The organism is Actinomycetospora sp. TBRC 11914 (assembly GCF_012933465.1).
Taxonomy (GTDB): Bacteria; Actinomycetota; Actinomycetes; order Mycobacteriales; family Pseudonocardiaceae; genus Actinomycetospora.
The window spans coordinates 31,762-55,853 of record NZ_JABBND010000014.1; the positions used below are offsets into that span (position 1 = coordinate 31,762).

The window sequence follows — 24,092 nt, forward strand, 5'->3', positions numbered from 1 at the left end:
CGCGGGGAGAACCCGCCGGCGGCGGACGACCGGATCCCCGACCACCGCCGCCCCGCCGGCCGTCAGGAGGACGACATGGCCACGACCACGCTCTCGGTCCCCGAGATCCACTGCGACCACTGCCGCGCCGCCATCGAGGGCGCGCTGTCCCCGATCGACGGCGTCGAGGGCGTCGACGTCGACCTCGAGGCACGCGTCGTCCGCGTGGACCACGACGACGAGCTCGCGCTCGGCTCGGTCGTCGAGGCGATCGAGGACCAGGGCTACGACGTGCCGGGCCGCGAGGCCTACATGCGGGCCTGAGCTACGCGGTCCGGCTCGCCTTCTCGTCGCTCTCGTCGTCGGCCTTCTTGCGGCGCGAGCGCGACGAGGACCCGGACGTCCCCGTCTTCTTCGTGCCCGACGAGCCCTTCTCGGCCGGGGCCTTCCCGCTCTTCGACGACGAGCTCTTCTTCCGCGTGGACGAGCCCGCCGACCCGGACGCGGTCTCCTCGGCGGGCGCCTCGGCGTCGCCCGCGGGCTCCGGAGGGGCCTCGTCGGAGGTCTTCTCCTCGGAGGCCTTGCTGTCGGAGGCCTTGCCGTCGGAGGCCTTGCCGCCGGCCGCCTCGACCGAGCGGCGCAGCGCGGTGAGCAGGTCGGTCATGTCGTCGGTGTCCTCGGCCGCGGTCTCCTCCGGCGCCGGACGGCCGCCGCCGTGCTCGCGCTTGTACTCGATGAGCTCGCCGACGGCCTTGCGGTAGTCGTCCTCGAACTCGCCGACCTCGAACTCGCCGGAGAGCGAGTCGATGAGCGAGGACGCCATCGCCATCTCCTGCGGGCGGACCTCGACGTCGTTCTCGAGCACCGGGAAGTCGGCGTCGCGGACCTCGTCGGGCCAGAGCATCGTCTGCAGCACGATCGCGTTGTCGCGGACCCGCAGCAGGGCGAGGGTCTCGCGCTGGCGCAGCGCCACCTTCACCAGCGCCATCCGGTCGGTCTCGCGCAGCGCCTCGCGCAGCAGCGAGTAGGGCTTGAGCGCCTTGTTCTCCGGCTCGAGGTAGTAGCTCTTGTCGAGCAGCAGCGGGTCGACCTGCTCGGCCGGGACGAACTGCACGACGTCGATCTCGTGGCCGGTCGCGGTGGGCAGCGACGCGAGGTCGTCGTCGGTCAGCATGATCAGCTGGCCGTCGTCGGTCTCGTAGCCCTTCGCGATCTCGGAGTAGGCGACCTCCTCGCCGCACACCGAGCAGGTCCGCTTCTGGCGGATGCGCCCGCCGTCGACCTCGTGCACCTGGTGGAAGCGGATGTCGTGGTTCGACGTGGCGGCGTAGAGCCGTACGGGCACGTTGACCAGCCCGAACGACACGGCGCCGTTCCAGATCGCGCGCATCGCGCGGCTCCCCTCGCTCCGCCGCCCGTCACCCGACGTGACGGCACATTCCACCCCAGGATGCCCCACATGCGTCCCGCGCCACAGGATGCGCGGGCCGGACACGCGATCCCGGCGCGGCGCGCGACACGCCGGGGGACGTCGCGACGGTGCTGTCGGGGGTGCAGGGCACGATGTCGGCATGCAGGGTGTCGGTGAGCGCAGCGCCGGGATCGTGCCGATGCAGCCGGTGCCCGGCCGGCTCCCGGTGGGGGAGCAGTGGAGCTACGAGGTCGACTGGAGCGGCATCCGCCTGCTCGCCGACGTCGACCAGGGGACGCTGTGCCTGCGCACCCTCGAGGGCGACGACGTGACGGCGCGGTTCCCGGAGTTCGCGGGCCTGGCCGACGTCGTGGCCGACGGGCTCTTCGACGGCGAGGCGGTGCTGCTCGACGCCGGACAGCCGTCCTCGCTCGCGCTCTTCGACCGGCTGCGCCGGGCCGATCCGCGCAAGGCCCGCTCCCTCGCGCGGGAACGGCCCGCGATCTTCATGGTCTACGACGTGCTGCGCCTCTACGGCGTCCCGCTCACCGAGCGCCCGCTCGACGAGCGCCGGGCCACCCTCGGGCGGCTCTCGCTCGACGAGGTCGGCCGCATCCAGGTCTCGCCGGTGTACGACGACGGGGTGGCGCTGCTGGCCGGCGTGCGGGAGCAGGGGCTCCCCGGGGTCATGGCCCGGCGGCGCGACACGGGTCACGACGCCGGGTCCCCCGAGGACTGGGTGCGGGTGGTGGCGGGGGTCGACGCGTTCGACACCGCGCCCACCGCCCCCGTGACCGACCTCCCGGTCACCGACCTCCCCGTCGCCGACCGTCCCGAGCCGCCGCCCGCGGGGCCCGCGCTCTCCGCGCTCGCCCCGCCGCTGCCCGGGCTGCCGGCGCCGCCGGACCCGTCGTCGGGAAGCGGGAGACCGTCGGCGCGGGGGCGCCACAGCCGGGACGAGGACGACGCCCCCGGCCTGTGGTGAGGCTCAGCCCGCCGTGCGGGTGAGCAGGCCGGCGAGGAGCAGCGCGACCAGCTCGCGCACCGCGGCGGTGAAGTCCAGGCGCATCGCCGCGAGGTCCGGGTCCCGCTCGTAGGCCGCGAGCATCGCCGCCGACGGCTGGCACGCCGTCCACGCGGCACCCGCGCACAGCAGGGCCGCCCCGGCCGCGTGCATCGCGGCCTCGTCGTCGATCTCGGGGACGTGGCGACGCACGGTCGCGGCGAGCTCCCGGGCGGCCGCCAGGGACGCGTGCTTGTGGCGGACGGCGAGCTCGGTGGAGACGTTGCGCTCGAGCACCGCGGCCTGGGCGCCCAGCAGGTCGCAGAGGACCGGGCGCTCGGCCAGCGTGGTCGCGACCGCGTCGGCGAACCCGTCGGCCCGCTCCGTCGCCGGGCCCGTGCCCACCGGACGGTCGGCCAGCGCGGCGAGCCACTCCCGGGTGCGGACGTGGAGGAGGTCGAGCAGCGCCGCCTCGCGGGACTCGACGTAGCGGAGCACGTTGGACTTCGCGAGCCCGACCCGCCGGCTGATCTCGTTGAGGCTGACCTGGGCGACCGGCATCTCGGTGAGCATCCCCGCGGTCGTCTCCAGGATCGCCCGCCGCCGCTCCTCGCGCTGGGAGTCGCTGCGCGCGCGCCGGAAGGTCATGCGCCACAGATTACGGACCGGCGGTCCGTTGCGAACAGACCGGCGGTCCGTTAGCGTCGGTCGCAGCAACAGACCGCCGGTCTGTAACGCTCCATGGGAGGCAGTCGTGTACGAGGTTCCCGACCAGACCGGACGCACCGCCGTCGTCACCGGCGCCAACAGCGGGACCGGCAAGGAGGCGGCTGCCCGGCTCGCCGCCGCCGGAGCGCGGGTGGTGCTGGCCGTCCGGACGCCGGAGAAGGGCGAGGCGGCGCGGGTCGAGATCCTCCGCCGGGCGCCCGGCGCCGACCTCGAGGTCCGCCGCCTCGACCTGGCCGACCAGGCGTCCGTGCGGGGGTTCGCGGACGGGCTGCTCGCCGAGGGCCGCCCGCTCGACCTGCTCGTCAACAACGCCGGCGTCATGGCCGTGCCCGACCAGCACCTCACCGTCGACGGCTTCGAGCTGCAGATGGCCTCGAACGCCCTCGGCCCGCTCGCGCTGACGGTGCGGCTGCTGCCCCTGCTGCTCACCGCACCGGGAGCCCGGGTGGCCACGATGTCCAGCGGCGCGGCGTTCATCGGGCGCGTCGACCCGGCCCGGCTCGCGGTCCCGCGGCGCTACTCGCCGGCGCGGGCGTACGGCGCGTCGAAGCTCGCCGACCTACTGCTCACCCGCCACCTCGCCCGCCTCGCCGACGAGCGCGGCTGGGACCTGCGCAGCACCGCCGCCCACCCCGGGTACACGCAGACGAACCTGCAGACCAGCGGTCCGGGGCTCGGCCGCGACACCCCGCGACGCTTCCAGCCCCGGTTCCTCGAGGGGCTGCTCCCCTCGCAGCAGGTCGACACCGGGACCGAGCCGCTGCTCGTGGCGGCCACCGACCCGGCCGCGGAGAACGGCGGCTACTGGGGCCCGACGGGGCGGTTCGGGCTGGTCGGGGAGACCGGGCGGGCCCGGCTGCCGCGCGCGGCCCGGGACGCCGACCTCGCGGCGCGGTTCTGGACGGCGGCGGAGGAGCTGACCGGCGTGTCGGTCCCCGAGGGTGCCACGGCGGCGTGACGGTGCGCCGGGGTCCTGCGCGAGGGGACCCCTCGGTCGGATAGAGCGGCCGAATCCTCCCCTCGCGTCACCCGCGGGTCCGCTGCCTTCTGCGCGAGGGGACCCCTCGGTCGGATAGAGCGACCGCATCCTCCCCTCGCGGCGGTACCGGCGGCCGCGGCGGAACCGGGAGCGGCGTCAGTCCTCGTCCGGCGCCGCCGCCTCCAGCGCCTCGCTCGTCCAGCCGATGATCCGGCCCCCGCTGCGACCGAGCTCGCGCATCGCCTCGAGGTGCTCGGCGGGGACCCCGGTGAGGTCGATCCGCACCTCGCGGCGGTCCATCCGCGCGGCGTCCAGGGAGGCCCGCCCGTCGTGGCCCGCGGTCAGCGTGGCGAGCAGCCCCCCGGTGGATGCCAGCGAGCCGCGGGCGGCGCCGAGCCGGCCCAGGGCGTCGTCGAGCGCGGCGAGCAGCGCGTCCCGGTTGCCCTCGCACATCGCGGCGGTGAGCTCGGGGCGGGTCGCCGCCACCCGCGTCCCGTCCGCGAACGAGCCCGCCGCGAGGGCGAGCGCCAGCTCCCCGCCGTCGGCGCCGACCGCCGCGAGGACCGCGGCCAGCAGGTGGGGCAGGTGGGAGATGCGGGCGACGGCGACGTCGTGCTCGTCGGAGGCGGCCGGGACGACGGTCGCCCCGCACGCCAGCGCGAGCGCGACGACGTCGGTCCACACCTCGAGGTCGGTGTCGTCGTCGGTCGCGACCACCCACACCTTGTCGTGGAAGAGCTGCAGCGAGCCGGCGTCCCACCCGGAGAACTCGGTGCCGGTCATCGGGTGCCCGCCGACGAAGCGCGCGCCCGGGGCGCGGCGCCCGACGGCGTCGGTGACCGGCTCCTTCACGCTGGTCACGTCGGTGAGCCGGCACTCCGGCGCCTCGCGCCCGACGACGGCCAGGACGTCGTCCATCGCCGTCAGCGGCACCGCGACGACGACGAGCGCGTCGGTCGCGGCGGCCCGGCGCACCGCGGACGCGACGTCGTCGGCGACGTCGTAGCCGTCGGCGCGGGCCTTCTCGGCGGTCGTCGTCGAGGCCGACGCCCCCCACGCGTCGCGCCCGGCGTCGGTCGCGGCGCGCAGCACCGACCCGCCGATCAGCCCGAGTCCGAGCACGCACACGGGCCGCTGCAGCGCGGCGGCCAGGACGGCGCCGCTGTCCACCTCCGGAGTCCCCACGACGCCGGAGCGTAGGACGACACGGACGGGTGACGACGATTCGCCCGTGTGCGCCACCGCGCGGGACCGGCCGCGTCAGGACGCGCGCAGCGACTCCAGCGCGTAGCCGGCGTAGAGCGCGACGCCCGCGACCATCGCGTCCTCGTCGAACACGACGCGGTTCGAGTGGTTCGGCGGCGCCGCCGACGGCTCGCTGCCGCGCGGGCACGCCCCGAGGAACGCGAGGGCTCCGGGCACCCGGGAGAGCACGTACGAGAAGTCCTCGGAGCCCATGATCGGGTCGGGCATCGGCTCGACGAACCGCGAGCCCAGCACGGAGCGGCCGACGTCGGCCACCCGCTCGGCCACGGCCGCGTCGTTCACCGTCACCGGGTAGCCGCGGTCGATCTCCACGCTCGCCGTGCAGCCGTACGCGTCGGCGATCCCCGCGCACACTCGGTGCAGCTCGGCGAGCAGCGTCTCGCGGGAGGTCTCGGAGAGGGTGCGCACGGTGCCCTCGAGCACCGCGGTCTCGGGGATGACGTTGGTGGTGGTGCCGGCGGTCAGGTGGGCGATGGTGAGCACCGCGGGCTCGAACGCGCTCACCCGCCGGGTCGTCATGGTGTGCAGCGCGCCGACCATCGCCGCCGCCGCGGGCACCGGGTCCAGCGCGTCGTGCGGCGCCGACGCGTGGCCCCCGGCGCCGTGGACGGTCACCGTGAAGTCGTCCGACGAGGCCATGATCGAGTCGGCGCGGGTCTGCAGCGTGCCCGAGGCCAGCCGCGAGGTGACGTGCAGGGCCATCGCCGACGCGGGCCGGCTGCCGCCGACCTCGAGCAGGCCCTCGGAGAGCATCGCGAGCGCCCCGTGCTTCGACTCCTCGCCGGGCTGGAACATGAACACGACGGTGCCGGCGAGCCGCTCCCGGCGGCCCGCGAGCAGGCGCGCGGCCGAGGCGAGCATCGCGGTGTGCAGGTCGTGCCCGCAGGCGTGCATCGCGCCGTCGACGAGCGAGGCGCACTCGACGCCGCTCTCCTCCTGCAGCGGGAGCGCGTCCATGTCGGCGCGCAGCAGCACCGTCGGGCCCGGGTGGTTGCCGGCCAGCGTGGCGACGACGGAGCTCGAGGAGCGCCCGGTGGTCAGGGTCAGCGGCAGGTCGCGCAGCACGGCCAGCACCGCCGCCTGGGTGGTGGGCAGGTCGAGCCCGAGCTCGGGGTGGCGGTGAAGCGTCCGGCGCAGCGCGATGGTGTCGGGCTGCAGCGCCCGGGCCTCCGCCAGCAGCGCCCGTTCGGGCGCACGGTGTGCGGCCCTTCGGCCACCCGTGGCACGGGCCGAACGGCCGCTGCGGGTCTCCGGGGACGTGCTCACTCCCGTGATCCTGCACCCCCGGCCCCGGGTGGGCGACCGCCCGGCGCGCGGAAGGTGTCGATTCGGTGCGTGCCCCGCCAACTCCCTTTCCGACGTGGGCTCCACGCACCTACCGTGGTCGCCATGGCTGGGCAGGGCGCGCAGGCCGCGCCACGCGGTGGGTCCAAGGGCGGACCCGGCACCGTCGTGCCGCTCGATGGCTGGGCGGTCGCGGTGACGCGGGAGGAAGGGCGGTGGCGCGCGGTCTCGATGGACCGCGCCGCGCTGGCCGACCTCGACTCGGCCATCACCGCGCTGCGGGGGCTGCGCTCCACCGGTGCGGTGCTCGGGCTCCTCGACGTCGACGACGAGTTCTTCGTGCTGGTGCGCCCGGTCCCCGGCGGGGTGGCGCTGCTCCTCTCCGACGCGGTGGCCGCCCTGGACTACGACGTCGCGGCCGACGTCCTCGATCTGCTGCGCCTCGACGTGCCCGAGGAGGACGAGGTCGACGACGACCCGTGGCCCGAGGGCGACCTGGGCATGCTCGCGGACCTCGGCGTGCCGGCCGACGAGCTCGCCGTCCTGGTCGACGAGATCGACCTCTACCCGGACGAGCAGCTCACCGCGATCGCCCGGCGCTGCGGGTTCGCCGACGAGCTCGCGAAGATCGTGGAGACCGCGCCTGCGTCCTGAGTCGCTGGTCGCCCGGGCGCTCGAGGTGGCGGCCGGGACGCACCCCGACGACGTGCCGGTGGGCGCCGTCGTCGTCGACGCCGCCGGGCGGGAGCTGGCCGCCGCCACCAACGCCCGCGAGGCCACCGGCGACCCCACGGCGCACGCCGAGGTCCTGGCGCTGCGCGCGGCCGCGGCAGTCCAGCAAGGGGAGCACGCCGACAGGGGGTGGCGGCTGACCGGCTGCACGCTGGCGGTGACCCTCGAGCCCTGCACGATGTGCGCGGGCGCTGCGGTGCTCGCGCGGGTCGACCGCATCGTGTTCGGGGCCTGGGAGCCGCGGACCGGGGCGGTGGGCTCGCTGTGGGACGTGGTCCGCGACCGGCGCCTCACCCACCGTCCGGAGGTGCTCGGCGGGGTGTGCGAGCCGGAGTGCGCGGAGCTGCTCCTGGCGTGGTTCCGCAGCGGCCGGGGGGGTCGCGGCGGCGAGGAGCGGCTTCCGTAGGATTGCTCCCGGTAGCGTGTCCGAGCGGCCAAAGGAGCACGCCTCGAAAGCGTGTGTGGGTTCTGCCCACCGTGGGTTCGAATCCCACCGCTACCGCCACCCACCGACGCCGGGCCTCCCCCAGGGGAAGCGCCCGGCGTCGTCGTCTGTCAGGAAAGCCACTTTCCAGACACTGGACGTCCGGAACGCGGCGTTCACGGACCCGCGGCCACCGCCCGCTCGCCGAGCAGCTGCAGCGTCGCCTCCGGGGTGAGCGGGTGGAACGGCCCGCCCCGCACGTCGCGGTAGGCCCGCTCCAGGCGCCCGCGGAAGAACCCCGCGCCGCCGGCGACCTCCAGCGCGGTGTCGACGACCGCGCGGGCCTCGAGCGCCGCGTGCCGCTTCGCGGTCATGACGGCGGCCAGGGTCGTCTCGTCGGCGGCCGGGTCCTCGCCCACGTCGGCGAGCGCCCCGTGCAGCGCCCACCGGGCGGTCGCGAGCCGCGCCGTCATCTCGCCGACCGCCCGCACGGCCGCCGGCGCCCGGTCCCGGCGCGCGGCGAGCAGCCGGGTGGCCTCGGCGCACGCCCCCCGGGCCACGCCGAGGTAGGCGGCACCCCCGACGAGGGCGAAGTGCATCGCGGCGACCAGCAGCGGGCCGGTGAGCACGCCGTACGGCCGTGTCCCGGTGACCGCGGCGGCCGGGACGAACACGTCGTCGAACACGACGTCGTGGCTCGCGGTGCCGCGCATGCCGAGGGTGTCCCAGGTCTCGACGATCGAGACGCCGGACCCGCCCAGCGGCACCCCGGCGTGCAGCACCGTGGCGCCGGGCCCCGGCTCGCCCACCACGGCCGACGTCGAGATCACCCCGGCGACGGGGGCCTGGCTGCAGAACGTCTTGCGGCCCCGTAGCCGGTAGCCGCCCTCGACCTCGACGGCGGTCGTGGTCGGGCAGACCCAGTCCGAGCCGCCGCTGGTGGCCATGACCAGGCCGTCGTCGGCGACGCGGCGCAGGGCGCGCTCGGCGTCGGGGGCGCCGCGGCGCAGCCGCCACCGCTGCACCAGGGTCAGGTAGAGGTGCATGGTCGCGGCGAGCGCGGCCGCCCCGGACCAGGTGCCGAGCCGCTCCTGGGCGAGCAGGACCTGGCGGATGTCGGCGCCGAGCCCACCGAGCTCGCGGGGGACGGCGAGGCGGAGGTAGCCGTTCTCGTGCATGCGGGCGTAGGCCTCGACGACGAACGTGGCGTCGCGGTCGTGGTCGGCCTCGGTGGGCGCGGCGGCGCGCCCGACGTCGTCGGCGAGGGCGAGGACGTCGTCGTCGGTCGGGGTGGGTGCGGTCAGGGTCGCGGTGGTCGTCATGCTCCGTAGCGTCTTGGTATCGACGACCCGCGCATAGTTCTCAAAATGAACCGCCTGGGGCACCGTCGGGGGATGTCTCGCTACGGTCAGTACTGCCCGATCACCCGCGCGCTGGAGATCCTCGGGGACCGCTGGACCCTGCTCGTCGTGCGGGACCTGCTCGTCGGGGCGACGCGCTTCAACGAGCTCGCCCGCGGACTGCCCGGCATGTCCCGCGGCCTGCTCTCCAAACGCCTCGCCCACCTCGAGCGGCACGGGCTCGTCGAGCGCGTCGAGGACGGGTACCGCCCGACCACGGCCGGGGAGGAGCTGCGCGGCATCGTCTTCGGGCTCGGGGAGTGGGGCGCCCGGTGGGCGTTCGGCGAACCGCGACCGGACGAGCTCGACCCCACGGTGCTGATGTGGTGGATCCGCGGCGGCATCGACCCCGCCCCGTTCGGTCGCCCGCGCGTGGTGCTGCACGTGCGCGTGCCCGACGGCCGCCGGACCCGCTACTGGTTCGTGGTCCTGCCGCACGACGTCTCGCTGTGCTTCACCGACCCGGGCCACGAGCCCGACGTCGTCCTCGACGCGCCGCTGGGCGTGCTCTACCAGTTCTGGCTCGGCCGTCTCGACCTGCTCGCGGCCGCCCGGGAGGGGCTGGTCAGCCTCACCGGCCGCCGTGCGGTCCTGGAGCGGCTGCCCGAGGCGCTGCGGCTCAGCCCCGTCGCGTCCTACGTGCGGGAGGCGCGCGACGGTGCCGGTGTGCCGGTCCCGTCCTGAGCGAAGGGCGCCCTCGCTCGGTAGAGCCGTCGGTGGGCGCCCCATGCCGGAACGGCGCGCCCCGCCCCGGAACGAGCGAGGGGCACCATCGCTCGAGTAGATCGACCGATGGTGCCCCTCGCTCGGGACCGGGACCGGGACCGGGACCGGGTCAGGCGACCCCGGCCTGCCGCGTGAAGCCGGCCGGGATGAGCAGGTCCTCCGGCGCGAGGTCCTGGACCGAGCCCTTGCCCAGCCCGAGCAGCCCGGAGTCGACGCCGGCGCGCAGGATGTCCAGGACGTTGCCCACGCCCTCCTCGCCGGCCGCGGCCAGGCCCCACAGGTAGGCGCGGCCGATCGCGACGGCCTTCGCGCCGAGCGCGAGCGCCTTGACCACGTCCGAGCCGCGCCGGATCCCGCCGTCCATGATCACCTCGACGTCGCGGCCGACCGCCTCGACGATCCCGGGCAGCACCCGGATCGGGGCCGGGGTGGAGTCGAGGTTGTTGCCGCCGTGGTTGGAGACCTGGATGGCGGTGGCGCCGGCGTCCACGGCGCGCTTGGCATCGTCGACGCGGGTGATGCCCTTGACGCAGAACGGGGAGTCCGTCCCCCACTGCTCGCGCAGCCACGCGACGTCGGCCCACGACGGCGGCTCGGTGAACATCCACTGCCCGTAGGCGCCGAAGAAGGTGGGCGGCTCGGTGCCGTCCACCGGGATGTTCGGCACCGTCAGGTCCGGGATCTTCCCGCTGCGCAGGAACTCCAGGCCCCAGCGCGGCCGGGAGACGCCCTCGGGGACGTACTTCAGGATCGTCTTCCAGTCCATCTTCTCCGGGATCGACGGGCTGCCCCAGTCGCGGCCGTGGGAGAACGACCAGTCCAGGGTGACGATCAGGCCCTTCGCGCCGGCCCGCTTGGCGCGCTCGGCCCGCGCGGCCAGGGTCTCCCGGTCGCCCACCCAGTACATCTGGAAGAACGTCTGGTCGTTCGCCGCGCACACGTCCTCGATCGAGCGGCTCGCGAACGACGACAGGCCCATCGCGGTGCCGCGCGAGGCGGCGGCCCGCGCGACCGCGACCTCGCCCTCGGGGTTGACCGCCTGCACCCCGGTCGGCGAGATCATCACGGGCATCGAGATCTCCTGGCCCATGATCGTCGTCGCCAGGGACCGCTCGTGGGGCAGATCCGCGACGTGCGGGGCGAACCCGAGCTCGCGGAACGCGCCGGTGTTGTCGTCGAGGGTCACCCCGGCCTCGCTGCCGGCCACCAGCGCGCCGTACACCGACTTCGGCAACCGCCGCTTCGCGCGACGCTGGGCCTCCGCCACCGACTCGAACCACTGTCCTGCCATGGGAGCGCTCCGCCCCTTCCTCGTCGGCGATGGATCGGGCCCGGACCTGCGACGCGCGCCGGCGCCGCGGTGACCCCTGTCGCAGCACCCTAGATGGGCCAGGTCACCCCCGCCCCCGCGTGAGCGGGCGGCCCCGTCCTCTCCGGGCGGAGGGGGCAGATCGGACGTCCGGACGGTCGAACCGGCCGCGCCCCGCGCCACGAAGGCCTGCACGTCTCCGCCGCGACCACCCGCGACGGGGAGAGGAGACCACGGACCATGACCCCGCCGACCACCCCACGGACCGCGCCCCCGCGGCCCGCCGACGCGCCGGTGGCGCCGGACTCCGGGGCACCGGCCGGGGCGGCCCCGGACGCCGACGTCACCGACGCCGAGCTCGTGGCCCGGCTCGTGGGTCGCGACGCGGCGGCGCTGGACGGTCTCTACTCGCGCCACGGCCGGGCCGCCTTCTCCCTGGCCCGCCGGATCTGCGCCGACGAGGGCCTCGCCGAGGACGTCGTGCAGGAGGTGTTCCTCGTGCTGTGGCGCGACCCGGGCCGCTACGACCGCACCCGGGGCACCGTCGTGAGCTGGCTGCTCACCCTCACCCACCACAAGGCCGTCGACGCGGTCCGCCGCGAGGCCACCCGCCGTCGTCACCACGTGCCCACCGAGGAGCCCGACGCGGCCCTCACCGCCGTGCAGCCCTCCGCCGACCGGGCGGCCCTCGGCTCGGTGATCGCCGAGCACGTCCGCGCGGCGCTGCACCACCTGCCCAGCGAGCAGCGCCAGGCGCTCGGGCTGGCGTACTACGGCGGCTACACGCAGCGCGAGGTCGCGTCGATCACCGGGGTGCCGATCGGCACGGTGAAGTCGCGGATGTTCACCGGCGTCGCGAAGCTGCGCGTCCTCCTCGCCCCGGTGCTCGGCACCTCCGGGCTCGAGCTGCTGGGCGACACGTGGTGAGCGCGCCGCACGAGGGGCCGGCGGAGCTGGCCGCCGAGGTCGTGGGCCGGGCCCTGCGCGCGCTCGAGCCCGACGAGGAGGGCCGCGTCGCCGAGCACCTGCGCGACTGCGCGGCCTGCCGGGCGCTCCTGGCCGAGACCCACGAGACCATGGCCGCGCTGGCGCACGCGCTGCCGCCGGTGGAGCCGCCCCCGGCGCTGCGCGCCCGGATCCTCACCGCCGCGGCGGCCGAGCCGGACCCGCCGGCGGACCGCCGCACCGATCCCCGGACGCCGACGCCGAGCCCCGTCCCGCTCGACGAGGCCCCGCCGCCGACGCCGACCGCCCCGACCCCGGTCCCCTCCGACACACCGCCGCTCCTGCCCCGCCGGCGCGCCGCGGCCGTGCTGGCACTGGCGGCGGTCGTCGCCGCGATCGTGGTGTTCGCCGCGCGCGGCGCGGTCTCGCCCGGTCCCGCCGACCCCCGCGAGGCCGTGGCCCAGCGGGCCCAGCAGGTCGTGGCGAGCGCCGAGGCCCGGGACCCGTCGGTGCGCACGGCCTCCCTCATCGAGCCGGACAGCGGCACCGTCGCCGCGGTCGTCCTCGACGACGGGACCGGTCCGCGGGTGGTGCCCCTGGCGATGCCGGCGATCGGCAGCGGCCGCAGCTTCGTGCTCTGGCGGGTCGCCGGGAACGCCGCGACGGCCGTCGGCACCATGGACGCGAGCGGGAGCCTCACCCCGACGACGACGGGTCCTCCGACGACGGCGCCCGGGGCGCCGCAGGTCCGGCGCGCCTACGCGCTGTCGGCCGAGCCGGTGGGCACGGTGCCGACCCGCCCGTCCTCGGTGGTCGCGAGCGGGCCGCTGGTCTGAGCGGGTCGGCCGGGCGACCGGCCCGCCTCGGTCGTCCGGCGGTGCCGGGTGCCCTGCGGGTGGACGAGGCCCGCGGCAGCACGGCGGGCCAGCCGCTCGTCGCGTCCCGGCGGTGTCCGGCCGCAGCGGCGCCGTGGCGTGCGCGCCGGTTCACGGACGCTGTCGGCGGGTCTGGCTACCGTGGTCGTCGTCGGGTGGAGCCCGCGGCGCCGAGGCCCGCGACACCCCCCGACGCGACGAACGGCTGACCGCCGCGCCGGACCGGGCCGGCGCGGGCCGACGGAAGGAGGCGCGCGCCGATGCCGACCGCACCTCTGCCCGCGCCCGACGCGGTCGCCCACGTCCCGGGCCCGCGCGGCCGTGCCCGCCCGATGCTCGCCTCGCCGGGGGAGCTGCCGCGGGGCGCCGGCTGGGCGTTCGAGTTCGTGTGGTCGGGCCTGCGCTGCCTGGCCCACTCGAGCGGCGGTGAGCTCCGCCTGCTCGACGCCGAGGGGCACGACGTCACGGCCGCGTTCCCCGAGCTCGCGATGCCCGCGGCGCCCGGGGTGGTGCTCGACGGGGTGGTGGTCGCGCTCGACGCCGTCCGCCGGCCCAGCCCCGCCCGGCTGCGCCGGCGCCGCCGGGTCGACACGCCCTCCCGCGCGCTGGTCGAGAGCACCCCGGTCTCGTTCTACGTGTTCGACGTCCTCGAGGTCGCCGGCCGCTCCACGGCGCGGATGACCTACCGCGAGCGCCGCGAGCTGCTCGGCGAGATCGACCTGTCCGGGGGCCGCCGCCTGGTCGTGCCGCCGATGTTCACCGGGGTGCCGGCCGACGAGGTCGTGCGCACCGCCCGGAACTACGGCCTCGAGGGGGTCGTCGCCAAGCGCCTCGAGTCCACCTACCAGGGCGGCCGGCGCTCCCGGAGCTGGATCTCGGCGGTGATCACCCGCCCGCAGAACGTGGTGGTCGGGGGATGGCTCCCGCCGCGCGGCGGGGGACCGGGGGTCGGCTCGCTGCTGCTCGGCGTGCCGAGCGAGGGGACGCTGCGCTACGTCGGCCGCGTCAGCACCGGGGTCACCGCCGCGGCGCGGCGGGAGATCCTCGACGCCGCCCGCCACCTCCGGGCCCCGGTCAGCCCGTTCGACGCCCCGCTGCCCGCCGACGCGCAGGGTGCCGCGCACTGGCTCGCGCCGCGCCTGGTGGGCCAGGTCGAGCACCGGCGGTGGACGCCGACCGGGCTGCTCGGCCGCCCGGTGTGGCGCGGACTGCGGGCCGGCACCCACCCGGCCACCGTCCAGGCGCCCGTCCTCGCGGCGCCGGTCGTCGCGTCGGACCTCGCGCTCGACGACCTGGAGACCGTCGAGCGTCCCCGGGCCCGCGTCACGGGGCACCCCCGGGGCATGACGGGGCCGGGGGGCACGCCGGACGTGGCGGTGCCGCGCGTGGCCGAGGGGGTCCTCGGCCCGCCGACCACCCCGATCACCGCCCCGCCGGTCGAGGTGTCGCTGCCCGACGCCGAGGTCGAGGCCGCGCTGCGCTCGCGGTTCTCCGCGCACTTCGTGCACAACGCGCTGACCGCGATCGCCACCTACGTGCGGGTCGACCCGTCCCGCGCGCGGGAGCTCCTCACCGAGTTCGCCGACTTCACGCGCTACTCGTTCCGCGACGGCGACGCGGGCACCACGGTCGCGGAGGAGCTGGGCAACGCCCGGCGCTACCTCACCCTCGAGCAGGCCCGGTTCGGGTCGCGGCTGGCCGTCGAGGTGTCCGTCGCGCCCGAGGTCGAGCACGTCGTGCTGCCGCCGTTCGTGGTCTCGCCGCTGGTGGAGAACGCGGTGCGGCACGGCATCGAGCCGACGCCCGAGGGCGGGACGGTGCACGTCACGGCCACCGGCGTGGGCTCCGACTGCGTGATCACCGTGTCCGACGACGGCGCCGGGATGGGCCCGGAGGCCTCGCGGGCGGTCTCCCAGGTCGACGCGCGCCACGGCGGCATCCACGAGGTCACCCGCCGGCTGCACGCGGCCTTCGGCACCTCGTGCGACCTGCACGTCGACTCCCGGCCGGGCAGCGGGACCTCGGTGCGGCTCCGGGTCCCCGCGCGCCACCGCGACGAGCCCGCGCCGAGCCGGTTGCTGGTCAGCTGACCCGCCGGGCGTCCTCCGGCCCACCGGGCCGGAGGAGCGCCCCGGCGCTCACTCGTCCGACTGCGCGCACCCGCCGTGGCCCGGGTCGCCGCCGAGGATCCCGGACAGGATCGGGACCTCGAGCCCGCAGGCCTGCACGGGGAGCAGGGTCGTGTGGTTGAGGATGCCGACGTCGCCGTGGTGGTCGTCGGAGTCCTGGCCGTCGGCGCGGGTGTGCGCCGAGGCCATCGGTGCCACGGCGGTCAGCGCGGCCGCCGAGAGCGCGAGGGCGGCGACGGGGGTGGCGGCGCGGCGACCGGACCACTGGCGCGGGGCGCGGTGCTTGGACACGGAGTTCCTCCCGGATGATCGGACCAGTGAGATCGACCGTTCGTCGCAGCAGCGATGCGACGAGCGGTGCAGGCGGAGCGTGCGCCCGCGGTGACGGGTGGGGCCACTGGGACGACTGATCACGCCCGGAAAAGGTGGTCCCGCTCGCGCCGGGTCAGGCGGTGAGGTACAAGGGCCGAACGGTCGCTCTGGTGCGACGAGCGGTTGAACGGACCGGGGCCGGCACGGGATCGGGCCGGCGGCGAGGATGGGGACGTGCGCGTCCTCGCGGTCGACTGGTCGGGCGACGCCCGGGACGCGCGCCGCCGCATCCGGGTCGCCGAGGCGCGCCCGGGGCGGCTGCGCTCCGTCCGCGGCGGGCTCGACCGCGACGGCGTCGGGGACCTCCTGCTCGCGCTGCGGCAGGGGCCCACGCCCGCCGCCGTCGGGCTGGACTTCTCCTTCGGGCTCCCCGGGTGGTTCGCGCGGGCGCACGGCGCCGGCGACCTGCCGGGGACGTGGGCACTCGCGGCGGCCGACGGCGAGCGCTGGCTGCGGGAGTGTCCGCCACCGTTCTGGGGCCGCCCCGGTACCCGCCGGCCCGCCGACGACCCGGCCCGCCCGCTCCTGCGCCGCACCGAGCAGGAGGCGGGGGCGCAGGGCCTGCACCCGCTCTCGACGTTCCAGGTGGGCGGGGCCGGCGCGGTCGGGACCGGATCGGTCCGGGGGATGGCGCTGCTCGCGCGGTGGCGGGCGGCCGGGATCGGGGTGTGGCCGCTCGACCCGGCCCCGGGGCCGGAGGGGGTGCTCGTCGTCGAGGTGTACCCGCGGGCGATGACCGGGCCGGTGGTGAAGTCCTCGGGCGCGGCGCGGGCGGCCCACGTCGCCGCCGACCCCCGCATCCCGGTGGAGCTGCGCGACGACGTGGCCGCCACCGAGGACGCCTTCGACGCCGCCCTGGCCGCGCTCGGGATGGCCGAGCACGTCGACGGGCCGGCGTCCCTGGGCGCGTCGGCCGACCCGACGGACCGGCTCGAGGGCCGGATGTGGCTGCCGCCTAGAGGGTGAGCGCGGCCTCGGAGAACGTCAGGCCCATCTGGTCGCCGGCCTCGGCCAGGATCCCCTGGACGGCCAGCGTGTCGTCGAGCGGCATGACGGCCGACTCGGTGCGGCCGGCCCGCAGGCAGGCGTTGACCTCGTCGATCTCGTGGGAGTAGCCGGCGCCGCGGGGCGGCAGCTCGATCGTCTCGCCGGGGTCGTCGGGGGAGCGGTGCACCACGATCGTCGTGGGGTGGTGGAAGCGGGGCAGCACGTCGATCCACCCCGTGGTTCCGAAGATGCGCGCCTGCCCGGGCGACGGGCTGTGGAACGAGGTCTGGGCCGTGGCGAAGCGGCCGTCGTCCCACGCCAGCAGCAGCGCGTTCTCGGCGTCGACCCCGGTGGTCTCCTTCGAGGCCACGGCGTGGACCGCCGACGGGGTCCCGCCGAGGACCATCTGCGCGAACGACACCGGGTACACCGTCAGGTCGAGCAGCGCCCCGCCGCCGAGCTCGGGGGCGAAGAGCCGGTCGGAGGGGTCCACCTCGCGGACGGTCCCCAGGTCGGCCTGCACCGAGCGGACCTCGCCGATCTCCCCGGCCTCCCAGACCTCACGGGCCCGCACGATCGCGGGCTGGAAGCGGGTCCACATGGCCTCCATGGCGAAGACGCCGTGACGGCGGGCGGTGTCGACGACGCGCCAGGCCCCCGCCAGCGTCGCGGTGAAGGTCTTCTCCACCAGCACCGCCTTGCCCGCCTCGAGCGCCGCGACGGCGAGGTCGGCGTGCTGCGGGTGGGGCGTGGCGATGTAGACGACGTCGACGGCGTCGTCGTCGAGCAGCGCGCGGTACGAGCCGTGGGCGCGGGTCTCGCCGGTGCCGTGCTCGGCCGCGAACGCCTCGGCCCGCTCGGCCGAGCGGGACCCGACGGCGGCCAGCTCCGTGCCCTCGCTGCGGACCAGGTCGGCGGCGACGTTCGCGGCGATGCGTCCCGGCCCGGCGATCCCCCAGCGGATGGTCTGCACGGCGCTCACCCTTCCACGGGGCCGGCCGGGCCCGACGGCGAGGCTCCGGCCGCGACTACAGCGAGCCCCCGAGCAGGTCGACGTCCCGCGCGGTCCCCGACACGACGAGCTTGCCGTCCTGCGCGTGGAGGTCGGTGGCGGTGATGGAGAAGGGCAGCGCGCCGGGGTCGACCCGCGCGGAGAAGCCGGAGAGCCGGCTGCGCAGCGCGCTCGACACCGCACTCGGCACGGACCCGGAGTCACCGGCGTCCACGGCGATGTCCCGGCCGGAGAGCACGATCTGGCCGCCCGAGAGCCGGAACGTCGCGATGACCGAGGCGCGGACCGACTGCCCCAGCACCGTGGTGGTCGAGGTGAGCTGGACGGCCTGCGACGGGTCCACCCCGGACAGCGCCTTCTGGGCGGTCGAGCCCGTGGCCCGGCGGTCGTCGAGGGTCTGCTCGGTCACCGGTGCCACGGTCACGTCCGAGACGTGCAGCACCCGGGCGAGGTCCGCCGGGTCGACCTGGGCGCTCGCCGTCACCGTCCGCGCGGGGATCGAGCGCACGGTGCCGTCGATCAGCGACTGCGGCGGGAGCGTCACGTCGCCGAGGTCCGCGACCAGCGTGATGTCCTCGAGCTGCCGGTAGGGGATGTGCTCGGCGGTCAGCGTCACCGAGCCGTACTCGCCCGCGGCCGCCTGGGTGACGAACGGGAAGCCGTGGATGGCGACGTCGGGCTTGCTGCCGAGCTCGAGCCGGCTCTGGAGCTGTGTCGCCACCCGGTCCTCGGCGATCCACCGGGCGCCGAAGTCGACGCCGACGAGCAGCACGACGAGCACGGCCAGTGTGATCAGGAATCCCCGCATCGGGGGACATCCTCGCCCACGCTGTGCTGCCGCCCCGCGCCCCCCGGGGCGGCTACCGCGCGAAGTGGCGGCTGATGACCAGGCGCTGGATCTGGTTGGTGCCCTCGAAGATCTGCATGATCTTGGCCTCGCGCATGTACCGCTCGACCGGGAAGTCGCGGGTGTAGCCGTACCCGCCGAACACCTGGACCGCGTTGGTGGTCACGGCCATGGCGGCGTCGGTCGCGACGAGCTTGGCCACGCTGGCCTGCCGGCTGTAGGGCACGCCGGCGTCCCGACGGCGGGCGGCGTCGAGGTAGGTGGCTCGCGCGGAGTCGACGGCGGCGGCCATGTCGGCGAGCAGGAAGCCGAGTCCCTGGTGGTCGACGATCTTCCGGCCGAAGGTCTCCCGCTCGTTGGCGTAGTCGACGGCGGCGTCGAGCGCGGCCTGGGCGAGCCCGACCGCGCACGCGGCGATCCCGAGGCGCCCGCTGTCGAGGGCGGCGAACGCGATCGAGAGGCCCTGGCCCTCCTCACCGATCAGCCGGTCGGCCTCCAGGACCGCTCCGTCCCAGGTGGCGCTCGTGGTGGGGATCCCGTGCAGCCCCATCTTCTCCTCGGGCTTCCCGAAGGTCAGGCCCTCGGCCTGCCCGGGCGCGAGGAAGCAGGAGATGCCGCGGCTGCCCCCGCGGGTCGCGGCGTCTCCCGCCTCGCCGGTGCGGGCGAAGAGCGCGTAGAAGTCGGCCTTGCCGCCGTGGGTGATCCAGGCCTTCTCGCCGGTGACCCGGTAGCCCTCCTCGGAGCGCTCCGCCCGGCACCGCAGCGCCGCGGCGTCCGACCCGGCCTGCGGCTCGGAGAGGCTGTACCCGCCGATCAGCTCGCCGGCGAGCATCCGCGGCAGCCACCGCGCCTGCTGCTCGGCGCTGCCGAAGGTGGCCACCGGGAAGCACGCCAGGCCGTGCACCGAGACGGCGACCGCGACGGCCGCCCAGCGCGCGGCGAGCTCCTCGAGCACCTGCAGGTAGACCTCGTAGGGCTGGCCGCCGCCGCCGTGCTCCTCGGGGTAGGGCAGGCCGAGCAGCCCCGTCTCGCCGAGCGTGGTGAACAGGCCCTCGGGATAGGTCTCGGAGCGCTCGTGGTCGTCCACGCGGGTCGCCAGCTCCTTGTCGGCGACCTCGCGCGTCAGCTCGACGAGGGCCCGCGCCTCGTCGGTGGGCAGGAGACGGTCGACCGCCATGATGCTCCCTATCGGTACTCAAAACGGAACGTGAGTACCGATGAGAGTAGCCGTCGCGCGGTATGATCGCCAGGTGACGACGGCCGGGACACCGACGGGCTCCGTCGGTCCGGGTGGCCCGGTCCGCCGCGGGGCGGCCCGGCGCGACGAGCTGTTCGACGCGCTGGTGGAGCTGCTGCTCGCCGAGGGCTTCAGCGGCTTCACCCTCGACGACGTCGCGGCCCGCCTGCGCTGCTCGAAGCGCACCCTCTACGGGCTGGCCGGCTCGAAGGAGCAGCTGGTGACGGCGGCCGTGGTCCGGTTCTTCCGGTCGGCGACGAGCCGCGTGGAGGCCGCCGTCGCGACCCGCACCGACCCCGCGGACCAGCTCGCGGCCTACCTGCGGGCGGTCGCCGCCGAGCTCGCGCCGGCCTCGGCGCGGTTCTTCGAGGACCTGGCGTCGTTCCCGCCTGCCGCGGAGATCTACGAGCGGAACACCCGGGCGGCGGCCGGCCGGGTGCGGGAGATCATCGCCGAGGGCGTCGCGTCGGGGGCGTTCCGCGACGTGCACGTGTCCTTCGCCGCCGAGGTGATCGCCTCGACGATGGAGGCCATCCAGCAGCGGCGGATCGCGGCGACGACGGGCCTGGCCGACGCCGAGGCCTACGAGCAGCTCGCGACGCTGCTGGTGAGCGGGCTGCGGTCCTGAGACCCCTCACCGTGCAAGCGAAGCGTCGTTGCTTGCATCCAGTGGCAGGAAAGCCGCGTCGTCGCGAGCCCGCTCAGCGCTTCCGCGCGGTGAACCGCAGCCGACCCTCGGCCACCCGCACCTCCGGGTCGTCGTCGAACCCGACCGCCGCCAGCCGCGCGGGCAGCGTCGCCGGGTCGACCACCACCATCGTGTCGCCGACGTGCAGCAGCCGGAAGCGCACGCTCGGCTGCGAGTCGACGCCGTGGAACAGGCCGCCGGGGCGGACCACGCGGCACGCCTCGGCGAACAGCACGTCCTGCAGCGCCGGTGACGGCACGTGGTGGAGCATCGTGAAGCAGACGACCGCGGAGAACCGGCCGTCCTCGAACGGCAGCGCGGTGCCGTCGCCGTGCACGATCGTCGCCCGCCCCGCGTACGCGGCCCGCAGCCGGGACGCCGAGGCCTCGTCGACCTCCACCGCCGTCAGCCGCGGCACCCGGTCGACCAGCACCGCCGTCGTCGCGCCGTAGCCCGGCCCGATCTCGAGGACGTCGTCGCCGAGGTCGAGTCCGGCGAGGTCGTCGGCCAGGAGGCGCGCGACCTTCTCGGCCCACCCCGCCGAGCTGCAGAGACGACGGTGCATCAGGTTCATGGGCACGCCCGGAGACGATGCCGTGTCGGCCCCGCTGAGGGAACGCACAGCCCGCGTCGATCGTCATCGGGGCCGGACAGGGTGATCACAGGACCGGCCCAGCCGCGGCCCGCAGAGTTCTCCTCGTCGCCGCGGGACCGCGGCGAGACCCCCGACGAAGGAGGCTCCCATGGCCATCCCCCGCCCGCTCCCGTCCCGCCGTCCGGTCCAGGTCCGCAAGCCGGCCAAGCCGGCCCGCAAGACCTGCCAGCCGCAGCGCCCCGGCCGCTGACCCACCTCGCCGTCGCGGGCCCGGTCCCCCTCCCTCGGGGGCCGGGCCCGCGACGCGCGGACCGCTTTCGGTGAGGAGGACGCCCCGATGCCGGTGACGACGACCGGTCCCCTGGTCGCGGTCGGCGAGGAACCCGGCGACGAGGCCGAGAGCCCGACGCCGTGGCTGTCGGTCCGCGAGGTGCTCGCGCGGTTCGGGCCGTTCGTGCGCCCCGACCGCGGGCGGCTGCTCGCGGCCCTGGCGCTGCTCGCCGCCGCCGCGGGGTGCGACACGGGCGTCGTCGTCACCTTCTCGAGCCTCGTCGACGACGCCGTCGCGAGCGGCTCGACCTCCTCGATCTGGGGCGTCGCGGCGCTCTGGGCCGGGCTCACGCTCGTCGGGGGCCTGTTCACCGCGGCCGGCGGCGCGCTGCTGGTCCGCGCGGCCGAACGGGTCGTCTACCGGCTGCGCGAGGCGACGTTCGCCCACCTGCAGCGTCTCGGGCCCACGTTCCACTCCCGGCACTCCTCCGGCGACCTCGTCGCCCGGCTGACCAGCGACGTCGACGACGTCGAGGCGCTCGTCTCCTCGGGCCTGGTCACCACGGTCGTCGCGATCGGGACGGCGCTGTGCTTCACCGTCGCGGCGTTCGTCGTGCGCTGGCAGCTGGCGCTGGTGGTGCTCGCCCTCATGCCGCTGCTGTGGCTGGCGACCCGCATCGCGAACCGCCGGACCAAGGCCGCCGCCCGGGTCGAGCGGCACGCGGCCGGCCGCGTGGGCGCCGTCGTCGCGCAGTCGCTGGCGAACCTCCCGCTCGTGCAGGCCTACGGCACCGAGGCCGTCGAATCGGCGCGGCTGGCCCGTCACGGCGAGCGCTGGCGGGCGGCGCGCGTGCGCTCCGGCCTGATCTCGACGGTCTACCAGCCGGTCACCGGGCTGCTGGAGGGCTTCGGGGTGCTCGCCGTGCTCGTGGTGGGTGCGCTGCTGATCACCTCCGGGCAGCTCACCATCGGCGGCCTCGTCGGCTTCGCGGCGTTCCTCGGCTACCTCTACCCGCCGCTGTCCCAGCTCGGCGAGCTGAACCTGCTGGTGACGGCGGCCGTCGCGAGCTCCGAGCGCCTCGCGGAGATCCTGGACGCGCGCCCCGACGTCACCGACCGCTCGGGGGCGGTCGACGCGCCCGCCCGCCGGGGCCGCCTCGAGCTGCGCGGGGTCGGCTTCACCTATCCCGACGGCGGCGGCGCCGGGGTGTCCGGGATCGACCTCACCGTCTCCCCCGGCGAGCTCGTGCTCGTCACCGGCGCGAGCGGGGCGGGCAAGTCGACGCTGACGCGGCTGCTGCTGCGGTTCTTCGACCCCGGACGGGGGGCGATCCTGCTCGACGGCGTCGACCTGCGGGACCGCACGCTCGCCGCGGTCCGCCGCAGCGTCACCCTCCTGCCCCAGGAGCCGATGCTCTTCGACGGCACGGTCGCCGAGAACATCGCCTACGGCACCGCGGACGCCACCCCGCTGCGGATCGGGGAGGCCGCGCGGGCCGCGAGCGCGGAGGACTTCGTGCTGCGGCTGCCCGACGGGTACCGCACCCGCCTCGGCGAGGACGGCGTGTCGCTCTCCGGCGGCCAGCGCCAGCGGCTCGCGATCGCCCGGGCGCTGCTGCGGGGCAGCCCGGTGCTGGTGCTCGACGAGCCGACGACCGGGCTCGACGGCCCGACGGCGGGTGCGGTCCTGGGCCCGCTGCGGTTGCTCGCGCAGGGCCGCACGACCCTGCTGATCAGCCACGACCTGCGCATGGCCCCGTTCGCGGACCGCATCGTCGTGCTCGACGGCGGGCGCGTGGCCGCCGTCGGGACCCACGAGGAGCTCTACCGGTCCTCGGGGGCCTACCACCGGCTGTGGGCCGCACAGCACCCCACGCGGGCCGCGGCGCCGTCGGCCCCGGCCCTGCCGGCCGGTCGGCACGCGGCCCGGCCGGGGACCCGGCCCGTCGTCGACCGCCGGGCCCGCGCCACCGCTCGACCCTCGGGAGGACCGCGATGACGATCACCACCGGCCGGCACCGGCGCGAGCCGGGTCCGTGGGACGACGGGGACGTCTGGCTCGACCCCCACACCTCGCCCCTCGCCGTGTACGCCGACCGGGACCTGCCGTTCGCGCCGCTCGCGGTGCAGCGTGACCGGGGTGCGGTGCGGCCGCCGGAGCCCGCCGCCGAGTCGGACCCGTGGGCGTCGCGGCCCGCGCCGGCACGCACCGTCGCGCCGGCACGCGCCGTCGCTCCGTCACGCACCGCCGTGCCGGCCCGCGCCGTCGTGACAGCGCCGCCGCCGTCGGCCGCGGTCGTCCCGTCGGTGGAGGTCGTCCCGGCGCCGCGGGCTGCCGCGTTCGCCGTCGCGGCCTGGCGACGGAACGCCCTCGCGGTGCTCGGGCTGGCCGCGGCGCTCGTCGTCGTGGTCGTGGTGCTGGCGGTGACGCTCGGCGGGCCGTCGGGCGGGGCGGGGCCGCTGCCGGGACCCGGCGTCGTCGGCCCGGGGATCGCCGGCCGGTAGGGCTCAGCCGGCCGCGACCACCCCCGGGGAACACGAACGCCGGGCCCGTCACGTGGCGGGCCCGGCGTCGAGGGGGGTGGCGGAGGATACGGGATTCGAACCCGTGAGGGTGTTACCCCAACACGATTTCCAATCGTGCGCCTTAGGCCGCTCGGCCAATCCTCCGCGGGAGAGAGTACAGGCCCGGGTCGTTCCGACCGCCAGGTGGAGGGGCCGCCCCCACCCCATGGGAGCGCCGATGCCGGACCGGTACATTGGGCACCGGACCCCGCGCGGCGTCCATCCTGTGAACTCCCCCAGGGCCGGAAGGCAGCAAGGGTAAGCGGGCTCTGGCGGGTGCGCGGGGTCCCCTTCTCTCTCCCCTCCCCGGCCGTGTGGAGGCGGGCCC

24 protein-coding genes, 2 tRNA genes and 1 other RNA gene are annotated in these 24,092 nt (G+C 76.1%); 15 read left to right on the forward strand and 12 right to left on the reverse strand.

From position 1 onward, the window contains the following. The first annotated feature begins 75 nt into the window (after positions 1-75). The gene (locus HH311_RS20355; protein ID WP_169185528.1) at positions 76-303 is read left to right on the forward strand and encodes a cation transporter; all 228 of its coding nucleotides are present in this window, start codon (positions 76-78) and stop codon (positions 301-303) included. Position 304: 1 nt separating this feature from the next. Here the strand turns inward: HH311_RS20355 and HH311_RS20360 are convergent, their stop codons facing one another. Then, positions 305-1,369, reverse strand: a complete 1,065-nt coding sequence (locus HH311_RS20360) for a Ku protein (protein ID WP_169185529.1) — start codon at positions 1,367-1,369, stop codon at positions 305-307. Between the two features lie 181 nt (positions 1,370-1,550). Here HH311_RS20360 and HH311_RS20365 point away from each other — a divergent pair, with 181 nt between their 5' ends. Next, positions 1,551-2,375 (forward strand): hypothetical protein, encoded by an 825-nt coding sequence (locus HH311_RS20365; RefSeq protein WP_169185530.1) that lies wholly within the window; start codon positions 1,551-1,553, stop codon positions 2,373-2,375. Between the two features lie 3 nt (positions 2,376-2,378). On the opposite strand, the gene HH311_RS20370 is transcribed toward HH311_RS20365, so the two are convergent. After that, on the reverse strand, positions 2,379-3,041 hold the full coding sequence (locus HH311_RS20370; RefSeq protein ID WP_169185531.1) for a TetR/AcrR family transcriptional regulator: 663 nt from the start codon (positions 3,039-3,041) through the stop codon (positions 2,379-2,381). 106 nt (positions 3,042-3,147) lie between these two features. Here HH311_RS20370 and HH311_RS20375 point away from each other — a divergent pair, with 106 nt between their 5' ends. Beyond that, on the forward strand, positions 3,148-4,080 hold the full coding sequence (locus tag HH311_RS20375) for an SDR family oxidoreductase (RefSeq protein WP_169185532.1): 933 nt from the start codon (positions 3,148-3,150) through the stop codon (positions 4,078-4,080). Positions 4,081-4,257: 177 nt separating this feature from the next. Here the strand turns inward: HH311_RS20375 and HH311_RS20380 are convergent, their stop codons facing one another. Further along, positions 4,258-5,286, reverse strand: coding sequence for a prephenate dehydrogenase (locus HH311_RS20380; protein ID WP_312030274.1), 1,029 nt, complete (start codon positions 5,284-5,286; stop codon positions 4,258-4,260). 75 nt (positions 5,287-5,361) lie between these two features. Next, entirely contained in the window at positions 5,362-6,546 is a 1,185-nt protein-coding gene (locus tag HH311_RS20385; RefSeq protein WP_169185652.1) for a M20 family metallopeptidase, read from the reverse strand. 210 nt (positions 6,547-6,756) lie between these two features. On the opposite strand from HH311_RS20385, the gene HH311_RS20390 reads away from it, so the two are divergent. The 3 genes from HH311_RS20390 to HH311_RS20400 all read left to right on the forward strand — a co-directional run bounded on the left by HH311_RS20390 (position 6,757) and on the right by HH311_RS20400 (position 7,888). Beyond that, the gene (locus tag HH311_RS20390; protein ID WP_211190558.1) at positions 6,757-7,305 is read left to right on the forward strand and encodes a tRNA adenosine deaminase-associated protein; all 549 of its coding nucleotides are present in this window, start codon (positions 6,757-6,759) and stop codon (positions 7,303-7,305) included. Between the two features lie 25 nt (positions 7,306-7,330). Beyond that, the gene (locus tag HH311_RS20395; protein WP_396027454.1) at positions 7,331-7,789 is read left to right on the forward strand and encodes a nucleoside deaminase; all 459 of its coding nucleotides are present in this window, start codon (positions 7,331-7,333) and stop codon (positions 7,787-7,789) included. Positions 7,790-7,799: 10 nt separating this feature from the next. Then, positions 7,800-7,888 (forward strand) — tRNA-Ser (locus HH311_RS20400). Between the two features lie 95 nt (positions 7,889-7,983). Here HH311_RS20400 and HH311_RS20405 read toward each other — a convergent pair. Next, a complete protein-coding gene (locus tag HH311_RS20405) occupies positions 7,984-9,129 on the reverse strand; it encodes an acyl-CoA dehydrogenase family protein (RefSeq protein ID WP_169185533.1) in 1,146 nt (381 codons plus the stop codon). A gap of 72 nt (positions 9,130-9,201) precedes the next feature. On the opposite strand from HH311_RS20405, the gene HH311_RS20410 reads away from it, so the two are divergent. Beyond that, positions 9,202-9,891: a helix-turn-helix domain-containing protein gene (locus HH311_RS20410; RefSeq protein WP_169185534.1), complete on the forward strand. Its 690-nt coding sequence runs from the start codon at positions 9,202-9,204 to the stop codon at positions 9,889-9,891. Positions 9,892-10,042: 151 nt separating this feature from the next. Here the strand turns inward: HH311_RS20410 and mftD are convergent, their stop codons facing one another. After that, entirely contained in the window at positions 10,043-11,224 is a 1,182-nt protein-coding gene (gene mftD / locus HH311_RS20415; protein ID WP_169185535.1) for a pre-mycofactocin synthase MftD, read from the reverse strand. 258 nt (positions 11,225-11,482) lie between these two features. Between mftD and HH311_RS20420 the strand changes: the two genes are divergently transcribed. The 3 genes from HH311_RS20420 (at position 11,483) to HH311_RS20430 (ending at position 15,152) form a co-directional block, all read left to right on the forward strand. Further along, entirely contained in the window at positions 11,483-12,169 is a 687-nt protein-coding gene (locus tag HH311_RS20420) for an RNA polymerase sigma factor (protein WP_169185536.1), read from the forward strand. After that, complete coding sequence (locus HH311_RS20425; protein ID WP_169185537.1) at positions 12,166-13,023, forward strand: anti-sigma factor domain-containing protein; 858 nt, start codon at positions 12,166-12,168, stop codon at positions 13,021-13,023. Before HH311_RS20420 ends, HH311_RS20425 begins: the two co-directional genes overlap by 4 nt. Before the next feature lie 299 nt (positions 13,024-13,322). Further along, positions 13,323-15,152, forward strand: a complete 1,830-nt coding sequence (locus tag HH311_RS20430; protein WP_169185538.1) for a histidine kinase — start codon at positions 13,323-13,325, stop codon at positions 15,150-15,152. Positions 15,153-15,200: 48 nt separating this feature from the next. On the opposite strand, the gene HH311_RS20435 is transcribed toward HH311_RS20430, so the two are convergent. After that, positions 15,201-15,482, reverse strand: coding sequence for a hypothetical protein (locus HH311_RS20435; RefSeq protein ID WP_169185539.1), 282 nt, complete (start codon positions 15,480-15,482; stop codon positions 15,201-15,203). Between the two features lie 255 nt (positions 15,483-15,737). Between HH311_RS20435 and HH311_RS20440 the strand changes: the two genes are divergently transcribed. Beyond that, the gene (locus HH311_RS20440) at positions 15,738-16,529 is read left to right on the forward strand and encodes a DUF429 domain-containing protein (protein WP_169185540.1); all 792 of its coding nucleotides are present in this window, start codon (positions 15,738-15,740) and stop codon (positions 16,527-16,529) included. On the opposite strand, the gene HH311_RS33460 is transcribed toward HH311_RS20440, so the two are convergent. From HH311_RS33460 to HH311_RS20455, 3 genes are read right to left on the reverse strand one after another with little or no spacing between them, the layout of a single operon-like run. Further along, positions 16,519-17,523 (reverse strand): Gfo/Idh/MocA family protein, encoded by a 1,005-nt coding sequence (locus HH311_RS33460; protein ID WP_169185541.1) that lies wholly within the window; start codon positions 17,521-17,523, stop codon positions 16,519-16,521. The two genes, HH311_RS20440 and HH311_RS33460, sit on opposite strands and share 11 nt — an antisense overlap. Before the next feature lie 55 nt (positions 17,524-17,578). Then, positions 17,579-18,370, reverse strand: coding sequence for a DUF2993 domain-containing protein (locus tag HH311_RS20450; protein ID WP_169185542.1), 792 nt, complete (start codon positions 18,368-18,370; stop codon positions 17,579-17,581). A 52-nt stretch (positions 18,371-18,422) separates the two neighbouring features. Beyond that, complete coding sequence (locus tag HH311_RS20455) at positions 18,423-19,586, reverse strand: acyl-CoA dehydrogenase family protein (RefSeq protein WP_169185543.1); 1,164 nt, start codon at positions 19,584-19,586, stop codon at positions 18,423-18,425. A gap of 73 nt (positions 19,587-19,659) precedes the next feature. Between HH311_RS20455 and HH311_RS20460 the strand changes: the two genes are divergently transcribed. Continuing rightward, complete coding sequence (locus tag HH311_RS20460) at positions 19,660-20,274, forward strand: TetR/AcrR family transcriptional regulator (protein ID WP_312030275.1); 615 nt, start codon at positions 19,660-19,662, stop codon at positions 20,272-20,274. A 73-nt stretch (positions 20,275-20,347) separates the two neighbouring features. Here HH311_RS20460 and HH311_RS20465 read toward each other — a convergent pair whose 3' ends face one another. After that, positions 20,348-20,908, reverse strand: a complete 561-nt coding sequence (locus HH311_RS20465; protein ID WP_169185655.1) for a class I SAM-dependent methyltransferase — start codon at positions 20,906-20,908, stop codon at positions 20,348-20,350. 358 nt (positions 20,909-21,266) lie between these two features. On the opposite strand from HH311_RS20465, the gene HH311_RS20470 reads away from it, so the two are divergent. Both HH311_RS20470 and HH311_RS20475 read left to right on the forward strand, forming a co-directional pair. Further along, entirely contained in the window at positions 21,267-23,198 is a 1,932-nt protein-coding gene (locus HH311_RS20470) for an ABC transporter ATP-binding protein (RefSeq protein ID WP_169185545.1), read from the forward strand. Further along, positions 23,195-23,704, forward strand: coding sequence for a hypothetical protein (locus tag HH311_RS20475; RefSeq protein ID WP_169185546.1), 510 nt, complete (start codon positions 23,195-23,197; stop codon positions 23,702-23,704). Before HH311_RS20470 ends, HH311_RS20475 begins: the two co-directional genes overlap by 4 nt. Before the next feature lie 77 nt (positions 23,705-23,781). Here HH311_RS20475 and HH311_RS20480 read toward each other — a convergent pair. Further along, positions 23,782-23,869 (reverse strand) — tRNA-Ser (locus HH311_RS20480). A 95-nt stretch (positions 23,870-23,964) separates the two neighbouring features. Between HH311_RS20480 and ffs the strand changes: the two genes are divergently transcribed. Beyond that, positions 23,965-24,059: signal recognition particle sRNA small type (gene ffs / locus HH311_RS20485), an RNA gene on the forward strand. Positions 24,060-24,092 lie beyond the last annotated feature (33 nt).